An 18,472-nucleotide genomic window follows, 5' to 3' on the forward strand; every position below is an offset into this window, starting at 1 on the left:
CGGGCGATGGAAGGGACAATCCGTCAGGAGATGCGCGCAGACGGCCTGACCGCGCAGCAGATCGAGGACCGGGACTGGGAGGTTGTCTCGCGGGCGGAGCGCCGGATCGAAACAGAGCAGCGCGCATATCTCGCAGCACATCCGGACCTGCTCGCACGCCCAAGCGATGTGGTTGACCGGTCCGAGCCCTACAGGGAGGCCATCACCGATGCGGCCCGCGCCAGCGAGATCACCCGCGAGGTCGACCGGATCATGGAGGGGCGCGATGCCCGTACCCCTGTTGCAGACGCAGTCGCGGACGACTTGCGCGCGCGCTATCCGGACATGCCGTCCCACCTCGCCCGTGGTCTCGGCGCGACCTATGCGGCCGTTGTCGAGATACGGGACACGGAGGCCATCAACCAGGTCCGCCGCGAAACCGAGATGCGCGAGGGGCTTGGGGTTGGCACGCGCGACGCACTCCTCGCAGCCCGCGGTGAAACTGCGCCGCAGTCTGACCGTGCCGACCGCCTTGCAGACGAGATTGCGCGTGTTCTGGACCATGAGCGGGCGGGGGAGTTGTCCGCGCCCTTCGAGACCGAGGGGGAGCGGGCCGCATTTCGCGGCGAGATCGCGCGGGTGCTGGACGCTCGCCAACTCGACCGGCTCACATCCGGCGATGCCGATGCGCTGGAAAAGGTTCTCGAGGACCGCCTCGACCGGCTCTATGTCGCCAAGGTCTATCTGCAATCCGATGCCGCGACGGCCAATACGGAGGCCCTGCGCCAGGTAGTCGATGATCTTGCCGACACCGAATACGAAAAACACCGCGCGACAGACGTGGATGGCGAGACCGAGCGGGGTCAGGTCCATTGAGCGCCCGCATGGGAAAAGCGCGGATCGCCACAGGCGTTTTGCTGGTGACACTTGTGACCGGGGCCATGGGCTATACCATCGCCTCGGCCGTGCTGACCTATCAGGATCTCGGCTTCGGGGCCGAGATCGACTTTGCCTATATTGCGCAAAACTACATGGCGATCCTGGACCGCCGCCCGGAGGACGCCCAACTCATCCACCTGATCATCGGCAGCTTCGCCGCCGTCGGCCTGATGCTGAGCCTCGCCCTCTCAGGGTCCGCCCTGACACGCTTTGGCCAGACCCATTGGCAGACCGCGCGCGAGATGAAGGCCAATGGGTTCTTCGGGGCGCCCGGTACCGGGTTCATCCTTGGCAAGCTGGGGCCGCCGGGCTCCCGCGCCAATTACATTTGCTCCAAGGTCTTCCCCCATGCGCTGATCGTGGCCCCCACAGGCCGCGGCAAGACCACGGGCTTTGTCATTCCGAACCTGCTGACCTGGCAAGGCTCTGCCGTGACGCTCGATGTGAAGGGGGAATGTTTCGAGGCCACGGCCCGGCACCGCGCAGCCCAGGGCGACAAGGTCTATCGCTTTGCCCCCACCGATTGGGAGGGCAAGCGCACGCATCGCTACAACCCGCTCCTGCGCATCTATCAACTGAAGGACCCTGCGCGCCAGCAGATGGAATTGCAGCTCCTCGCGACGCTGTTCCTGCAAAGCGACAACGACCGGGTGCAGGGTCTCCTCAAAGGCGGGATCGATCTCTTCGTGGCGGCGGGGCTCTTGGCTTTCCAGCGCAAGCGACCGACCTTGGGCGAGATCTACCGCATCGCCGCTTCGGGCGGGAACAAGCAGAAGGAGTATTTCGCGCGGGGCCACGAGGTGGATAACAGGGCCGCCAAGTTGATCTTCACGCGGTTGGCCTCCACCAACAACGATACGCTGACCTCTTACGTTTCGCTCCTTATGACCTCGGGGCTGGACCAATGGCAGAACCCGGCGATCGACGAGGCGACGGCGGTCTCGGACTTTGATTTCCGCACGATCCGCAAGAAGCCGTTTTCGGTCTACCTCGTGGTCCAGCCTCTCATGGTGAAGCCTCTGGCACCTCTGATCCGACTCTTCTTTTCCGATCTGCTCTCCGCCATGCAGGAAAAGGATCCCGGGCCAGACGAGCCTTGGCCGGTGATGATCATGCTCGATGAGTTCAATCGCCTCGGCAAGATGCCCATCGTGGTCGAGAGCATCGAGACCCTGCGCACCTATCGCGGTCACCTGGCCGTGGTCACGCAAACCATTCCCGCCCTCGATGAGATCTACGGCGAGAACACCCGCCGTGCCTTGCAGGGCAACGCAGGCGTGAAGCTTTACCTGACGCCCTCGGATGAGAAGACCGTCGAGGAGCTGAGCAAGGCGGTCGGCAAGACCACGAAGACCGTCATCACGCGCTCCCAGTCCATCGGCAAGAACCCCTTCGAGGGCCGCAGCCAATCCACCCGGACCGAAGAAAGCTCCTTGCTCCCTGAAGACGAGGCGCGCCGCCTGCCGCTCGATGAGATCGTCATGGTGATAGATGCGCAGATGCCGGTCCGTGCAAAGCGGATTCAGTATTTTGACGACCGGCTGTTCAAGGCGATCCACGCGGCGCAGACGGGTGAATTGCCGTTTCCAGAGCCGGGGGGAGGGGGATCGCAAGGCACGCTGCCGCTGAGTGTGCGCGCCATGCCGATGACGCCGCCGTCGGATGGGCCAGGGGGAACAGAAGCCGATGTGGAGAGGGCGAGCCAGGCTGGCGATGGTCAACCGTCAGGCCAAGCCGACGCCGCTCCAAAGAAGACCGCGCCTGTCGTTCAAGCCGTCATCGCCGAGGAACAGCGCCAGATGGAGATGGATTTTGGCAGCGGCGTCGTGGATTCTGAAGCTGCGAGCGTAGCTGATGAGGCGCAGATGCGCTCTGCAGTCGATGGCTTGGACGAAATGGAAGCGATGCTGCGAGAGGAGGATGGTGAAAGGCTGGTTGCGCGATAGGGTGGCGGACATCGCCTGTTTGTCGGGGAGGACGGAAACCGGACTTTCGCTGCGAGCACGAACTGCCCCTCGTTCAATTTCCAGACCGGACATTCAATAAACCATCAAGCGACTTCATACTGCCGCTAGCTCACAACCGCTCATGCGCGGAAGCCGATAACCGCAGCAATTGTTGCGGAAGTAGAGACCGGCCACAAAAAGGCAAAGGCGATGAGTTTCCCAAAGGCTTGCTAAAAACAGGATGCGCCGACATGTTGCCTTAAACGGCAATGCATATTGTGATCAATATTTTTTTAGGTTCCCATAGAATGAATGATTTTTTTGATACGTGGCTCACCACATCCGAGGAAACGGATCAACGCAAGACTTTGTGGCGTGCAACCGAAGCAGACACACAACGGCAAAACGCTGTTTCTGAACTTGTTGGTAGGACGCGCTCCCACTACGTCAAAGACGAAGAAATCGCAACGTTCCTTGATACCCTGGGATATGAAGGGGCCGCAGAAATTATTCGAACCAATTACCCTGAAGGTCCGACGTGTCGTTCGGGCGATCTGGGTGAGATTTTGTGCGCTGAAGTCATTGAAGAATGGTGTGATTTTGAAGTTCCAATTCGCAAACTTCGCTACAAAGACCACCGCGATCAAGCCATGCGCGGTGAGGATGTCATCGGCGTCGGAGAAACTGAAAATGGGCAGCTTAAGTTGTTGAAGGCTGAAGCAAAGAGTGCCCAAGCACTTTCGACCGAGACGGTTCAATCAGCCCGTGCAGGTCTCGAAGCGAACCTCGGTCGACCAACGCCCCATTCATTGATTTATCTTGCTCGCCGATTACTTGAAATGGGCGGTGCCAAAGAAGAACTAGGAAAGAGAATTCTTACCGAAGCGGGTAGCCAAGCAGTTCCTAAGGGTCGAATTACTCATTGTCTGTTTACTATCACCGGAAATCCAGCCGTCGAGATGCTAGACGATGATTTTGCAGATGCTGATGGTACTAGGGACCAATTCATTATTCACGTTCAAATCCCAGATCATGCGAACTTTGTTGAGCAGATATTTGACGGAGTAAACAATCTTGCGCTCGATTGAAGAAATTGAGCAATTCCTCGGAAGCGCGCTTCAGCCCGAAGCCAGAGGTAGATTGATCGCACGCGGCGAGGCAAGAGCAATTATCCGTCGGGCCGGTGAGTTGCCCTTAGACGCGCCCCAGTTCGCGGTTTCCATCGACACAGATCTCGCTGACCACGGCTTCGCGATACTGGATGCAGCACTCGAATTACGTGAGCTCGACAGGCATCATCCTATGCTAAAGGATGCGTTTCGTACTGCTGGCTCGATTTTCGAGTCTCTTGTCAGAAACGGAAGTTCAAACACTACAGAGCGTGGATTTCATAGGACGGTTGCAGCCGCAGCTTTCCATTTAGCCAGCTACGCTGCTGTTGCCTATGCACTGTTTCCAAATTTCAATGATGCCAATCTCAACCTCAGCCCTGCGGAAAAATCACTTATTTTCCTCATCTTGCGGGACTTTCGAAGTTTACGCGCTTCTTCGCAAAACTGGCTAGGCAACCCCGAAAACAGCGATGGTTCTTTGACCGAAGCTCTACTGACGGACGACCAGGATCAAACAGACACGTTGGGTACTGCAATCACAACGGGCTTCATGCGCAGCTTAGCTTACTTTGAATTCGCTCTTCAGACCGGGGATTCATCTCTTGTAGAGTTCGCCTTGGCCCAATTGGACGCTGCACTTGGTTTGGCTGGTGAAACTGGCCATGTGTCACTGTGGTGGGTGGCGAGACTAGCAAGGGGTCTGATTACCGATCTGTGGGCTAGTTCGCTTCACGTGGTGTTACCTATGGTGCCAAGCAGTGGCCTTACTAGTAATTTTGCTTCAAATCGCGAACTTTTCATCGCCTCGCTCTTTGCACAATCCAGCTCACAGGTTGAGTTATGGCCATCTCAGATCAATGCAGCAGCGAGAGCTGCTGATCCAGAAGATGACCTTGTGGTTGCTCTACCCACCAGCGCTGGCAAAACGCGGATCGCAGAGCTTGCCGCATTGACTTGCCTTTCGCAAAAAAAGCGCGTGCTAATCGTAACTCCGTTGCGCGCATTGTCAGCGCAGACCGAACGTTCTTTTCGTTCGGCGTTTACACCGTTGGGATTTCAAGTCTCTTCACTCTACGGAGCAAGTGGCCTGTCGTCTGGCGACGCAAACGCTCTGGAAACGGATGATATCGTTGTAGCCACCCCGGAAAAACTCGATTTCGCCCTCAGAAATGATCCCGACATCATCAATGATATCGGTCTGATCGTTCTGGACGAAGGTCACCTGATAGGACCGAGTGAACGCGAGGTCAGGTACGAGATTTTAGTCCAGAGACTTCTTCGTCGGTCCGACGCAGGTGCTCGTAGGATTGTATGTCTATCAGCTATCTTGCCGGAGGGCGAACAGCTTGATGACATGACAAAATGGATCCGATCGGACGCACCAGGTGACGCCGTACGATCAGACTGGCGACCGACCACTCAAAGATTTGGCACGCTGGAATGGCGGAATAATCGAGGAGCTTTGCGATATGACCTCGAAGAGGACGGCCCGTTTGTTTCACAATTTCTGAGCGAGATGCCCGCTTCGGGTGGAGATCACAATCCACGCCCCAGAGATATGAAAGATGTTTCTTTGATGAGCGCGTGGCGGTTCGCCGCAGAAGACAAAAGGGTCCTCATATTTGTAACTCAAGCCAACTGGGTCGAAGGGTTCGCCAAACGAGCAATCCTATTGGTGAAAAAGAACTATTTCGATTCATTGCCAGTAGATCAAGATGCGATCCAAAATGCAGTTACGATAGGGGAGGAGTGGCTTGGTTCCGATCATCCCGCTGTGGCTTGTCTTAAGATAGGTATGGCAGTTCATCACGGTGGGTTGCCAAGCCCATTCCTGCGCGAGATCGAGAAATTGCTTGCGACTGGTACAATACAGGTCACCGCGGCTTCGCCGACCCTGGCTCAGGGCCTCAATTTAAATGCTGCTGTTTTGTTGACCCCCTACATCGTGCGTTCCGGATCACCAATCTCAGGTGAAGAATTTGCGAACGTCGCCGGACGGGCAGGCCGTGCCTATGTAGATACCGAAGGCTTGATCCTTCATGTGATGGAAGACAACTATGACTATCGTCGACAGCAATGGAAGTCGTTGGTTCAGCGCGCAAAGGTAAGATCACTCAGAAGCGGCTTAAGCCAGATCATCGATCTAGTCGTAAAAAAGCTCATGAAGCGTGGTGTGGCAAACAATGCCGAAGGCTATGAGTTTTTGGCGAATTCGCGCGAAGACTGGTTGATTGAGCCCGTTGATCCAGAAGGTATTCCGATTGATGACTTGGTCGCCCGTTTAGATGCGATCATCTTTGGCCTGATTGAAGCGTTGGATGCAGATGAAGCTGCACTGCCAGCGTTGCTAGATGAAGCGTTGAGCGGGTCTCTTTGGGACCGTAGGATGGCTGGGTTGGATCCCGGTGTACGAAGTCTGCAGCGAGTTGTTCTGCAAACTCGCGCGAGATTAATCTGGTCCTCCACAACGCCGATCCAAAGAACAGGCTTTTTTGCAATGGGGGTGGGACTCGACAGCGGTCTGCAGCTTGACTTACAAGCTCCTGCACTCGAAGGCCTACTTGATCAGGCGGACCTGGCGGCATTGCAGGGGAATGTAACCGAACTTCATACTTCACTGGTTGAGATGGCCAACCATTTGTTGATGATCAAGCCTTTCTCTCAAGAGGCAGGGCAGGATCTGCCAGCCGGCTGGCAAAATGTACTCCTACAATGGCTGTCAGGATATCCAATCTCAGAAATTGGAGGCGAACATACTAAGTTGATTGAGGACGCCTTTGTGTATCGGCTGGTTTGGGCCATTGAAGCTGTTCGGACACGAAGAATAGCCCATGGGTGGGACGGTGGTGATCTTGCAAATTCAGGTATGGCAGCGTCTTGTCTCGATACCGGTTTGGCAGACTACAGAATGGCAATGCTGGTGCGCGCAGGCTTGCCGTCCAGAGCTGCCGCTAAGCAGGTCGTTGCAGAACTGAATCCTAGCTTTTTAGAAAGAAGCGAATTGCGCACTTGGCTCAGTTCTTCAGCCGTGGAAGAGCTGAGCCAGCATGCGGACTGGCCGTCGCCCGAAACATCCAAACTTTGGGCGCAATTTCGGGAAGTGATCACGCAACAAAAAGAAGGGCGTTGGTCAAAACGCATCCAGACTGGGAAATTTGACCTTAGCGGACATCCCGCAGGGCCCTTTCGAGTTCACCAAATGGAGGACGGAAGCAGTAACATACTAACTGCAGACTTCCGTGAGATAACAAGCTTTTCGAACGTTCTTCAGGCGCCGTATCATGGAGTTCAGTACTGCCGTAGAACGCAAGGTGACCAGCTAGAGTTTGTTACAATTGGTCCAGAGTAGAAGAAACTTCATCACGCTGAGTGACGGGAATCACGCATGTTTAACTCGGCAAGAAACCTTGGGCAGGCCTCGCCTCAAGGTTTGTGAGCTGAGTTCCGGTCACTTACGTTTACACACGGCAAGTGCGGTGGGCCAAAGGCCCACCGAATAGATCTTTAGTTCTCTTCGGCTGCCATGCCGTCAGCCTGAACAGCCAGATCGATCACATGGTGAACAAGAAACGCTTCGATCAAGGAAAGCGCATATTCACTGTCGATGGGCAGCATGTCAGCGCTCAAGTGATGATTATCGACATAGTCCTCGGCGTCCCAACGTGCACGTGTGCCCTTGGGATTGTCCGGTTCAATGCGACGCATCACCATCTCGAACGTGCTGTTGGCCAGCTCGATTGCCTCTTTCCGGTAAGCATCATCAACCGGTAGTGAAGTGATTTGATAGCCCGTCCGCGGTTGCACAGACGGCTTCGACTGCTGTGCCTCATAGTCCCGGATCAACAGACCCCAGCTTGCATAGCCTTCTTCTTTGGCAATGCGCGCCAGCGCTTGATTGAGTGGGATGTCTTCAGCACGACGCAACAGCTTCGCTTTACGTTTCAGTTCATTGATCGGCGCAGATAGATTCATTTGAGTTTCTCCTATTGCGAGCAAAAATTCACAATCCCTCCTTATGTGAGCGCTCGAACAGAAAAAGCTCTATTTCATACCCTGCATGCTGAATACTTTCCCATTGGAGGGGGGAGGCTGGGGCGTCAGCCATAGTCCAAGAATGGGAACTCTCCGGCTGCCCTTCAACCCCAAAGCGAAAGAATGATTGTTTGGTCGCGGTATCAGCTAGATCTTTGTCCAGTCGATCACGCCATGGTCTTTGACATGCTCAACAGCTTCAAAGCTGACATAGTCCCCGAAGATCACCATGTTGCTGCCGTCATGCCGCGCATTTGGCACCAAAAGCGCCGAGGGATCTGTTTCATCCTCTGAGCCTAGGAAATGCGCAGCCTCGCCGATCTTTTGGCAGGCTTCATACTCACCTTCCCGCTTAAGATAAGGCAGCTTTCCATATGTCGCCGGATCAATCCCAAGACCGGACAGGAATGACATGTCGGTTAGGTCGAGAACGCCATCGATCTTCACCTGTAGCTCATGCAGCCGGTACTTGATCTTTGAAGGCGCAATCGGCTGGCCCCGCGCGACATGATAGTACATCTCCGCAAGCGCCCCTTCCCGGCTCAAGGAGGTGTAGAGCACCTCAAATGTGCCGTCATCCCACCGGTTGCCGCCTGCAAAGAACAGCGTCGGATCGCGCCCGTCGCGCGTGACGCGCCACAGAGGGCCTTCATATGCCTGGGTCGTTAGTCCTTCCAGAGCATCGATGAGCGTGTGATCTCTGGGACCTTCGATCATGTGTTACAGATATCCGTCAGTGTCCAGACGATCGAGCACGCGGAAGATCTCCACCACCTCGCCATCATGGATCAAGTCAATGGCCCGCTGACCTTCGAGCTGCGGATGGCGCGCGTATAGCCAAAGACGAATTTCGTCATTGGAGTAGTAGTCTTCCAACCGCCTCACAACATAGATTAGGTCAGACAGAACCCGCTCGCTGGTTGGCTGCGGGCGCTTCGTCCCATTGCGCCAGCGAGAGACCGTGGCTTTGGAGACATCTGTGACATTCGCAATGTCTGTTCCGTTCAAACCACCGATAGATTCAAGATCTGATATGCTCCTTGCAATTGCTGTAGTTGTCATCTCTCCGTTCCAGTCTGGTTGAGTGGAGTGCTCCGACGCAAATCGCCGATCGCCCTCACCGTCGCCCCCTGTTCCGTACGTTCTTGTGCAAGATTTTCATATGTCCCCCTGAGTTTTTCTGATGACGTACTGAATTTGACGAGCCGCGCGCGCAGCTTCGCCAAATCTACATTTTTGGCCTCGGCTATCTCGGCTTTCGGATTGAGCTTCGCAGCCTTGTTCGCCGTGGCAACAACCTCGCGCATGCGCTTATCGGCAAAGTGATCCGGACGATTGACTGTCGGAATGGCGTTGATCTCATCCATGCGGCGCTGTGCATCGTATACGTTGAACTTGCGTGGATCGCGGCGGATGTCTTCCACACCGTTTGGTAGCACCGTCCGGTCGTTGGGCAGCAAGGCCGATTTCGCGCCATGCGCCGACATCAGCACATCCAGCTCCGCACTTGTAAATGTGCATCCAAGTGCCGACACACCGATGCGGGTTGCCCGTCCACCAGGCTTGTCCTTGTCGCGTTCTTCCGGAGGTTCCGCCCATTTTGTGGTTGTGAAGGACGTTTGTTCCCCAAAGCCATGTGCAATGCCTGACACGACATTCATGGCTGCCAAGGATTCGGCCGACAATCCACCCATATAATCCATCACAATCGGTTTCCCGATATTGTGCCACCGGGACAGCGTGCGCACGAGACGCTGCGCATTCACCGGTCCAAGAGCTTTGGACATCGACGCCCGCACCCAGAGATTGTCGTAAGGCAGATCCGACAGGTTTGGCATCATCTTCGATTGGAAGCTCTCATCCATGAAGTCCGTCAGCCGCGCGGCCACGAGATAGTCTATTGCGATTGACTTTCCGTCTTCTGAATCAAGCGCGCGGCGCAACAGCAAACAGGCGTCATGATCGATCGCCTGCCAGCCTTCAAAACCGGGATCAGCAAGGTAATGCGACGGCGACAACACGGCACTGACGCCATGTTTGACGGCACACCGCGCAATGGCCCCATAGATATCGGTCGGGTGACGGCCCCTAAACACATCTGGCGCAAGCGGTACGCCCCGTGTCTCAGGCGCCCATGGGGCGCTCGCGGCTAGTCCGGCACATTTGCGTCGCGCGGAGAGCTCGATGGTGCGCGGATCAAGAACGATCTCTGCACCAAGGCCCTGCAGAACCTGGATGATGTCTTTCTGAAAGCCGATTTTCGACCCATCAACCACAAAGCGCTTGCTTTTGATCACGCCCGCAGCGGCCAGTTCAGCGACTTTTCGGTAACTCGTTTCCCCCAGGCGTATATAATGCGCCACAGGTTGAAAGACGGAGGCTTGCTTTGGAAATGCGATAACGCTCATGGTGTGACCTTTCTGTTTCAGATACTAGATTCGTGAAACGACAAAGTCAATTCCATACTTTTTGGCAGGCAGGTCAGGCCTTAGCTAAACTGGTTCTTTTTCGGTTTTGGGGGCGTTGGAAGTTTGACTATGGCCAATCTAAATCGCCTTAAGCTCGCTTGAGTATCGATTTTGCTTCCGCAGCGAAAGTCCGGAATGCGGGATGCAACCGCAGCATCCGAGCAAGGTGCTGAGAGTCCGGATTGGGCCGTTGGCGGTCATTGGTTTGGAATCAAGTTGGTGATGGATACCGCTAATTCTCGGGAAGACCATCAATATCAGGATGATTTGGTAAGGGAGGAACCATGCACCAATGACTTGGCTCGATACTTTCGTGCATGAATTGACCTGGAGCCGTTAGGCGCAGGGCATTGCTGAACACTTCAATGGCCCAAGTTCCGGCATCATCATCCCAAGAAAGCTTCCCAAAGTGATCTGTTGTGATCCTTCCTGTGAGATCTCGAATTCGAAAGTACCCAACGAGCCTGTCGGTCTGGATTTCTTCATTGGTCGGCGAACGGTGTTCGAACTTGATCCACGATGTTGCAGGGTCTGTCATATTTACCTCCGCCCCAGCCTTCCCAAACGTGCAAGTTGCGCCAGCATTTGAGACCCTGCCCCCGGTGACCCAGTGCCGCTTGCCTGACCCGTCTGTCCCATGCCTTGCCGCACTGGCATCTGCTGTACCCCGAAGAACTGCCGCGCCCTGAGGGCTGCGTATTCCGCGCCACTTGCCCCGCCGATCAGGTAACGGTTGTAAGCCTGCTGACTGCCCATGGCGGCGCGGGCGAAGCTGTAGCCGCCGCCGAGGCCACCCGAGAGGGCGGGCATCATGATGTTTCCGGAGATCGCGCGGACGATGAAAGGCGTGGCGATAATGAAGCCCTTGGCCATGAGCACCATCATAAAGAAGGGGATGAGTGCGCCGATGTTTGAGGCGCCTTCGGGGTCGCCTAGTTCGCCGATGAGCGCGGAGGAAACGCCTGTGATCGTTGCGAACACGCCTGCGACAACGATGGGGTAGAGCGCAAAGGAAATCAGCGCCGACAGCCAGCGCGCGAAATAATCCTTGGTCACTTCGAAGAGGGTCAGGAAAATCATCACCGGGGCGATCCCGATCAGGAGCGCGATCATCAGCCGAGAGGCTACCAAGATGAAGGCGGCCAGACCGCCCAGGATCGAGAGTAGAAGAACACCGACGATGTCGAGCATGGCACCGGCCATCCAGTTCAGCTCGGACCCGGCGGCGTTCAGGTAATCGCCGAGTTCCGAGATCAGCCGATCGAACTCTTCCGCGAACGTGCCGGAGGGTCCGGGGCTGCCGCCCCCGACCGAAGCGACAAGTGCGCCGGCGATGCTGTCGATCCCGGCGAGGATGGCGGAGGAGAGCGCGTTGAACTGCACCCAGTTTGTCGCAAATATCCCGATGAGCCCGATCTTGACTGCGAGCCAAAAGGCCGTACGACCGTCCATCGCCTTGTACTGGTAGATCATGTTCAGGAAGACGAGGATCACCACCAGCGTTGTGCCCAACACCAGCAAGGTGCCAACCGTCGCCGCGACAGATCCGAACTGGGTTTCGGCGGCGGTGTCGAGATAGCCCTGTGAGGTTTCAACGAAATAGGTAACGACGCTCATTGGGGTTGTGCCTCACCAGTTGCCCGCGGCTTCGCAGATTGCTTTGGCCTCGAGACGGGCGTCGTTGGCGCGGCGGTTGTAGACATCCGAGGCTTGCAGCATTTCCCACCGTTCGGCGCTGGCGTGGTGTTCGCGGAAGGTGGCCTCGGCCTCGTCCCAAGTTGGGAACCGGATTGCGCAGTCGCAGCTGCCGGTCTCGACGATCCGCTCGAGGTTCTGGGCGCGGTAGATGTCTTGGACCAATACGCGCTGATAGGCTTGGCGCAGGGGGATTTCTTGCATCCAGGTAGGTTCCGCCGGGCGGTCCGTACAGACGTTGAAACTGGGCTCAAGCGTCGGCACAAGGTTGCGCTCGGCGAAGGCGGGCCCGGCCGTCAGGCCAACGGCCATCGCGATCAGGGCAATGAGACACCGCGCCTGCTTCATGACGTTGCTCCGATGGCTGTGGTTTCGCGCTTCAAGAAGACCGTGTGTCCCACGTTGGCGAATTCCGAGGAGTTGAATGATACGACTTCCCATCCTTCCGCACCCTTTGCATTCAAGGTGTTTTTCATGTCGGCGAGGCTGGTCTTGCGGGTCATCGGAAAGGAGAGGATGTCATACTCAAAGGTCTTCATTGGGATGCTCCGATTTCGCTTGTGCCGGGGAGGTAGAATTCGGTGATACCGCGCCGGCCGTCATGACGACCGGCCTGGATGATCACGTCGATGGAGTTCTCGATGTACTGGATCATGTCCGCATAGGTCATCGGGATCTCGGTCTTGAGGGCTGCGATCGCGAGGCGTTGCACGGCGAGCTGCGGGGTTTCGGCATGAAGCGTGGTCATGGAACCGCCATGGCCGGTGTTGATCGCCTCGAGAAAGGTCATGGCCTCTTTGCCGCGTACCTCGCCAAGGATGATCCGGTCGGGGCGCATCCGCAGGGTTGCTGTGAGCAGCACATCGGCGGTCTGGAATTCCGCATCCCGGTTGGCGATAAGGGTCACGGCATTGGGCTGTGTAGGCAGAAGCTCGGCGGCTTCCTCGATGGTGACGATGCGTTCCTCTGATGGGACGTGAGACAGGATCTTGCGCGCGGCCACGGTCTTGCCGGTGGAGGTGCCGCCCGAAACGATCATGTTGAGCTTGTTCTCGACGCAGAAGGCCAGCGCATCATCGATGACACCTGCGGCCACGACCTCGCGCAGCTCCCGCGCTTTTTCGAGGCGCAGCTCTTCGAGCTTGCGTTCCTTGCCATAGAGAAAGTCGAGTTTGATCCCCTCGAGCGGCAGGTTCGAGAAGAACCGCAAGCTGATCGACATCGCGGAGAGCACCGCGGGCGGCGTGATGACCTGGGCGCGGATCGGGCGGCCCTTGTAGGTGATCGAGACCGAGACGATAGGGCGGTCCTTGCTCATGGTGGTATTGGCTGAAGAGGCGATCTGGTTGCCGAGGTCCTTCACGTCTGTCGCGGTCAGCCTCTGATCCAGTGCGCGCATGAAATGATCGCCTTGGAACTCGCCCCAGCAGGTGCCGTCGGGGTTGATACAGATCTCGATGACATCGTCGCGGGCAGCGGCGTCGATCCGGTCGAGCGAGGTTTCGAGATAGCTCAGCGACATCGGCTCAGAAGATCTCCAGATCGCGGTCGACCATCACCGTGACGCGGGAGCCCTGGTCGACATAGATGACGGGCCCGATGGACAGGTAGTCGCCGATCACAGAGTCGGTGGCATCGGCCAGATCGTCGCCCACGTCTTCGAGAACGTCCGCAGCTGTCTCGTCCTGCACATTTGCGGCGGCTGCACTCGGCGCCGCGGAAATCAGTGAAATCAGCGCCGCTGAGCCGAAGCGCTCATCGAAGCGGGTATCGACAAAGCCGGTCACGCCGGAGCGGCCAAGTTCATCGCCCCCGAAAGAGCTGATCTGGATCGTCTGGTTGTCGGGCAAGATGATCCGGTCCCAAGCGATCGTGACGCGGCGCTGCGCGATATCGACGCCCGAGCGATAGCGCCCGATGAGGCGGGAGCCACGGGGGATCAGGAGGCGGGAGCCGTCGAAGCTGAAGACATCTTCCGAGACGACAGCGCGGGTCTGCCCGGGCAGGGAGCTGTCGAGGGCTGTTTCCATGACGGCCTGGATCATCGTGCCCTGGATGATGGTGTTCGACGGATTGGCGATGACTTCGGCCTGGGTGACGGATGTGGGCAGCGCGCCGTTCAGCACGAAATCCGTCACCTCGCCGAAGGTGCGTTCCGTCAAAGCGGCCTCGCTCGCTCCGGACGTGCCACCAAAGGCGATGGTCGGTGAGGCGATGCGGCGTTCCTGAAACGCGCGTTCCTCGGCAGCGCGGCGTTCGAGTTCCGCCAACCGGCGTGCCTCTTCTTCGCGGCGCAGTCGTTCTTCTTCCCGAGCGCGCAGCTCGTCCTCAGACGGCCCTAAGGGCGCGGGGGCAGGGCGATTGGCTTCGAGTTGGAGCAGTTCCAGATCCATGCGCAACTGCTCGAGGTTTCGATCCCGGGCATTGAGCTCGTCCTGGAAGCGTTGCTGCGCGGCTTCCGAGGTGGCCTGCAGCGCCGCGATCTGGGCTGTCAGTGCATTGATGGCTTCTGCTGCGGCGGTATCTTCCTCGACGACCGGTTCGGGGGCGTTGCGCAATTCCTCGATCTGAGCCTGCAAGGCTGCGATCTGGCTCAGGAGTTCCGCGTTTGGCTCGACCGGATCGGGTGCAACCAAAATCACTTCGGGCTCGGGCGGCGGCAGGGTTTCGATGGCCCCGAACCCATCGCCCTCGTTTTGGAACACATCTGGCGTCGCGGTGGGCAGGGCTTCCTCTTCCTCGGGCTGAGAGAGCAGGTAGAGCATCGCCCCGCCAGCACCGATGACGAGCGCCACCACCAGCGCCAGGAGCGGCGAACGGCGCGGTGCGGCAGGCAGGCGACGCGTGCTGCCTTGCTCCAGGGCCGCGAGGCGTTTTTCCAGCTCGGCATTGCCTGTGTCACTCATGACGACGCCCCTGCTGGTGGCGTGGCCTCGATACAGACCACCTCGTCACCGATCCGCAGGACCCATTGCCTGTTCACGCCGGAGACGCGGATCACGCCGTCCTCGGTGGCCTGCGTGTTCACCGTCCGCTCGCGCCCGCCCCCATAACGGAAGATCGCGGGCACAGGGGCATTCTGCGGGAACGCAAAATACGTAAATGTTCCATCATCCCAGACGCGTGTCGGCGTGAACTCGGTGCGTGCGCTGGCCCCATAATTGTAGTTGGGAGCTTGCGCCGCGATGGCGCGGGTTGGGCGGGTAGCGTCGTTAGGATAGCGGAACTGGACCACGTAGAAGGTCGGGCTGCGCGCTTCCTGGACGTTGAAATAGTAGCTGCGCCGGTTGGTATAGACCGTCACATTGGTATGGACACCACGCGCGACGGGCTTGATCGCGAAAGCCTGGCCACCCGGCACGCCGTCGATCTCAAAACCTTCCGTGTCGCCCGCGATGATCGAGCGGATGCTTTCGCCCTCGCCAAACTCGACGGTGGTGACATGGGTAAGCGAGACGTTGAGACGGTAGACCTGACCCTCCTGGTAGGTGGCCACGCGCACGCGATTATCGTTGGGACCGCCGCGCGGGATGGCTTCGGAAAGGGCGAGACCTGGCAGCAGCACAAGCACAATTGTTACGAGGGCCTTCTTAAGCAAACTAATTCTCCAATCTGTCGGAGCGGATGGAATATTCGAGGACCGTGAAGCCGAACGGGTTGGTCCAGACCTCGTCGATGGAGCGGCGGGTCTCGGGGCGGAACTCGAAGAGAAGCGTGGCGGTGAAGAGCCCGGTCTGGACGCCATTGATGGATGTCAGACGCTTGCGCAGGCGCACGGTGGCGCGGTTGTTGCCAATGCGATTGATGCTGAGGATCTCCACATCGAGCCGGGCATTGGGGCCATAAACTGTCGGCGGGTAGTTCTCATTGGCGCTGTTCCAGATCTGGCGCAGCCCGCTTTCAGCCGCCCCGTCCGAGCGGCGCAGCACGCTGCGGATGCGCAGATCGTTGTCGAGCTGGTTATAGACCTCGCGGTCGGTCACATAGCGGAAGACCTCCGCCTCAATGACCGCCTGGTTGGCTGTGACCGAAGTCGCGCCCACCGAAGCCTCGGGCAGGGCAAAGCCGGTGGCAGGATCATAGGGCACGACCACAGGCGGCGGATCGACATCGAGAATTGCGACTGCCGCCGCGCTCAGGCATCCGAGGATGCCGAAGATGAGCCCGATGAGCCCAAGGCGCTGCCAGAGCCGTTCGCGGCGCAGGGCACCATAGACCAGCTCCTCTTCGATGATGTCCTGTTCACTCGCCACGCGTCATGCCCTCGCTCGGCGTTTCGAAATGAGTTGAATCGGTTCTTCGCTGCCTCTCGCTGCGCTCGAACGCGAAAACCGATATTTCAAATTCTGGGTCAATTTCGAAACACCTTAGTCTGCCCGGAGGTCCGGCAAAGTGAAATCCATGAAGCGCTGTTCTTCGGCGATGGTGGCGGCATCGATCACGCCGCCGGTGCCATCGCCCACGGTCTGGATGGCTTCGAGTTGCCACATGGCGACCAGCGCAATGGCGAGCTCCGCGGTCACGCGCGTGTTGAGATCGATGCTTTCCTTTAGTTCGTCCATGTCGTCGATGAGTCCGACAAGGCGGTCGACCCGCTCGAGCGATTGGCCGGCATCCTCATAGCTGTTCTGGGCCGCCGCCGAGACAAGGGCACCGGTGGTGGCCTGCGTCGCCACGCGGTTGGCCCCGGGATTGCCGCTCGTGGCCATTTCCGAGAGGGTGTCATCGTCAAATCCGAGATCGGCCAGCACCCGATCCATCTGGGTTTCGATTTCGCCTGCGCCAGAACCGGAGAGGCCTGAGAAATCGCCCGTTTTGATGGCTTCGATGGTCGCTAGGATATCCCCGAACTCCTGATCGAGCAGGCCGTTCAGCTCGTCTTCCATCTCGGTGCGGATGATTTCCGGCAGTTCGGCGAGACGGGTGAGCGCTTCATAGGTCCGTTGCAGCTCCGCGAGTTGTTCCGTGAGTGTGGCAAGCTGTTCGCGGAGCTGCGTCAGCTGCTCGTTTTGCAGGATCTCGTCTTCGATCATCTGCCGGAGCTGCTGGATGTTTTGCGCGATGTTCTGGGTATCGACGACGGGCACGCCTTGTGCTGCGACAGGGGGTAGGGCGCTGAACTGCAAGCCCATGCCAAGCGTTGTGACCAAAGCTGTCCTCAAGAGCAGACGTCCCATCATTCAATCTCCCTGATCGTAAAATCCATGAACGCGCCTTCGGCCATGCGGGCGCTGGCCTGGGCCAGCTCCTCGGCAGAGAGGACTCGGGTGCGTGCAGCCTGAAGCCGGATGCGTGCAGCGACGAGGCGCACGAGTTCGGCGCGGGCATAGGTGTTGAGCGCGACGCTCTCCTGCACGTCCTCGGTTTCGGAAATCCGTTCGACGATATCGCGGATGCGCAGGGCGGCTTGGTGGATCGCGGCTGGTGAGTTGTTGCCATAGAAGGCAGCGCCGTGCCCGGTGATTGAGAGGTTAGCATTGGCCAGAAGCGCGGGGTCGATCGTGCCAAGCGCTTCGATCCCGCCGATACGGGTCAAATAGAGGTTATAGCGTTCGGGGATCACCTGGACGTAGTGCTGGGTCTCGCGGAAGGGCGGCACGCCGCCATACTCGAAAACCCGGCCTGGTCCGGCGTTATAGGCCGCGAGCGCGTTGATGATATTGCCATCGAATGTGTTGAGCTGGGTCGCGAGATAGCGCGCGCCGCCATGCACCTGCAGGTAAGGGCTGTCATAGTATTCCGGGTTAATGCCCAGATCGCTGGCGGTGCCCGGCATGATCTGGGTGAGACCATAGGCGCCGACGGGAGACCGTGCCCCAATGGTGAAACGGCTTTCCTGCCAGATGAGCGCTTGCAGCAACGCGCGCCACTGGACGGGTGAGAGCCCTGCGCGGCCAACTCCCGCAAAGCCGCTGGTTTCCTGGGCGACGCGGATGATGAGCTGCTCGATGTTCTCGGCGGCGTCGCCGAACATCTGCGCACCGCCGGGATTGGGGTCGATGTCGGCATTGCCATAGACCGCCTCGACTGACCGGGCCGGATCCCCGCTGCCGCTTTCTAGCCCCAAGACCATAGCCGGCAAGCCCTGACCGCCGAAGCTGGTCTGGGCATCGAGGATGCGTTGCAGGGTTTCCAGCTGCTCCCGTTCGATCTCGGCAATGAGTTCGCGCACGGCAAGCTTGTCCGCCTGAACGGCCAAGTCAGCCTCGCGATCGCCAGTCTCGACGATGTCACGCGCGGTCAGCCCACTGTCATTGGTCGGCACGCCTTGAGACAAGGCGAGACCGGGCAGCAGGCAAAG

Annotated in this window: 17 protein-coding genes and 1 pseudogene; 4 read left to right on the forward strand and 14 right to left on the reverse strand. The window is 58.2% G+C overall.

Annotated elements, in window-relative coordinates; all coding sequences use genetic code 11:
• The 4 genes and pseudogenes from AC5EFR_RS00130 to AC5EFR_RS00145 form a co-directional block, all read left to right on the forward strand.
• Positions 1–855 (forward strand): annotated as a pseudogene (locus AC5EFR_RS00130) (endonuclease); the annotation flags it as partial.
• A gap of 8 nt (positions 856–863) precedes the next feature.
• Complete coding sequence (locus AC5EFR_RS00135; protein ID WP_493574094.1) at positions 864–2,864, forward strand: type IV secretory system conjugative DNA transfer family protein; 2,001 nt, start codon at positions 864–866, stop codon at positions 2,862–2,864.
• A 269-nt stretch (positions 2,865–3,133) separates the two neighbouring features.
• Positions 3,134–3,952, forward strand: a complete 819-nt coding sequence (locus AC5EFR_RS00140; RefSeq protein WP_493574089.1) for a Hachiman antiphage defense system protein HamA — start codon at positions 3,134–3,136, stop codon at positions 3,950–3,952.
• Positions 3,939–7,325: a DEAD/DEAH box helicase gene (locus AC5EFR_RS00145; protein ID WP_317939138.1), complete on the forward strand. Its 3,387-nt coding sequence runs from the start codon at positions 3,939–3,941 to the stop codon at positions 7,323–7,325. The genes AC5EFR_RS00140 and AC5EFR_RS00145 overlap by 14 nt, the downstream gene beginning before the upstream one ends.
• Positions 7,326–7,480: 155 nt before the next feature.
• On the opposite strand, the gene AC5EFR_RS00150 is transcribed toward AC5EFR_RS00145, so the two are convergent.
• The 14 genes from AC5EFR_RS00150 to AC5EFR_RS00215 form a co-directional block, all read right to left on the reverse strand.
• The gene (locus AC5EFR_RS00150; protein ID WP_317939137.1) at positions 7,481–7,948 is read right to left on the reverse strand and encodes a P-loop NTPase family protein; all 468 of its coding nucleotides are present in this window, start codon (positions 7,946–7,948) and stop codon (positions 7,481–7,483) included.
• Positions 7,949–8,155: 207 nt separating this feature from the next.
• A complete protein-coding gene (locus AC5EFR_RS00155; protein WP_317939136.1) occupies positions 8,156–8,725 on the reverse strand; it encodes an RES family NAD+ phosphorylase in 570 nt (189 codons plus the stop codon).
• Positions 8,726–8,728: 3 nt separating this feature from the next.
• Positions 8,729–9,070, reverse strand: coding sequence for a hypothetical protein (locus AC5EFR_RS00160; RefSeq protein WP_036049168.1), 342 nt, complete (start codon positions 9,068–9,070; stop codon positions 8,729–8,731).
• On the reverse strand, positions 9,067–10,416 hold the full coding sequence (locus AC5EFR_RS00165; protein ID WP_317939135.1) for a hypothetical protein: 1,350 nt from the start codon (positions 10,414–10,416) through the stop codon (positions 9,067–9,069). The genes AC5EFR_RS00160 and AC5EFR_RS00165 overlap by 4 nt, the downstream gene beginning before the upstream one ends.
• 292 nt (positions 10,417–10,708) lie before the next feature.
• Positions 10,709–11,014, reverse strand: coding sequence for a hypothetical protein (locus tag AC5EFR_RS00170; RefSeq protein ID WP_317939134.1), 306 nt, complete (start codon positions 11,012–11,014; stop codon positions 10,709–10,711).
• A gap of 2 nt (positions 11,015–11,016) precedes the next feature.
• On the reverse strand, positions 11,017–12,093 hold the full coding sequence (locus tag AC5EFR_RS00175) for a TrbL/VirB6 family protein (protein ID WP_317939133.1): 1,077 nt from the start codon (positions 12,091–12,093) through the stop codon (positions 11,017–11,019).
• Positions 12,094–12,105: 12 nt separating this feature from the next.
• Complete coding sequence (locus tag AC5EFR_RS00180; protein WP_317939132.1) at positions 12,106–12,519, reverse strand: hypothetical protein; 414 nt, start codon at positions 12,517–12,519, stop codon at positions 12,106–12,108.
• Entirely contained in the window at positions 12,516–12,710 is a 195-nt protein-coding gene (locus tag AC5EFR_RS00185; RefSeq protein WP_317939131.1) for a DUF4177 domain-containing protein, read from the reverse strand. Before AC5EFR_RS00185 ends, AC5EFR_RS00180 begins: the two co-directional genes overlap by 4 nt.
• Positions 12,707–13,693 carry an ATPase, T2SS/T4P/T4SS family gene (locus AC5EFR_RS00190; RefSeq protein WP_317939130.1) on the reverse strand — a complete coding sequence of 329 codons (987 nt, stop codon included), beginning with the start codon at positions 13,691–13,693 and terminating at the stop codon, positions 12,707–12,709. Before AC5EFR_RS00190 ends, AC5EFR_RS00185 begins: the two co-directional genes overlap by 4 nt.
• 4 nt (positions 13,694–13,697) lie before the next feature.
• Complete coding sequence (locus AC5EFR_RS00195; RefSeq protein ID WP_317939128.1) at positions 13,698–15,077, reverse strand: TraB/TrbI/VirB10 family type IV secretion system protein; 1,380 nt, start codon at positions 15,075–15,077, stop codon at positions 13,698–13,700.
• Entirely contained in the window at positions 15,074–15,769 is a 696-nt protein-coding gene (locus tag AC5EFR_RS00200; protein WP_317939126.1) for a TrbG/VirB9 family P-type conjugative transfer protein, read from the reverse strand. The genes AC5EFR_RS00195 and AC5EFR_RS00200 overlap by 4 nt, the downstream gene beginning before the upstream one ends.
• A 1-nt stretch (position 15,770) precedes the next feature.
• Positions 15,771–16,424, reverse strand: coding sequence for a VirB8 family type IV secretion system protein (locus tag AC5EFR_RS00205; RefSeq protein ID WP_317939125.1), 654 nt, complete (start codon positions 16,422–16,424; stop codon positions 15,771–15,773).
• A 114-nt stretch (positions 16,425–16,538) separates the two neighbouring features.
• Positions 16,539–17,348 (reverse strand): type IV secretion system protein, encoded by an 810-nt coding sequence (locus tag AC5EFR_RS00210; RefSeq protein WP_317939155.1) that lies wholly within the window; start codon positions 17,346–17,348, stop codon positions 16,539–16,541.
• Positions 17,348–18,436, reverse strand: coding sequence for a lytic transglycosylase domain-containing protein (locus AC5EFR_RS00215; RefSeq protein WP_317939154.1), 1,089 nt, complete (start codon positions 18,434–18,436; stop codon positions 17,348–17,350). The genes AC5EFR_RS00210 and AC5EFR_RS00215 overlap by 1 nt, the downstream gene beginning before the upstream one ends.
• Positions 18,437–18,472: the final 36 nt, after the last annotated feature.

This window comes from Pelagimonas sp., from assembly GCF_058892305.1.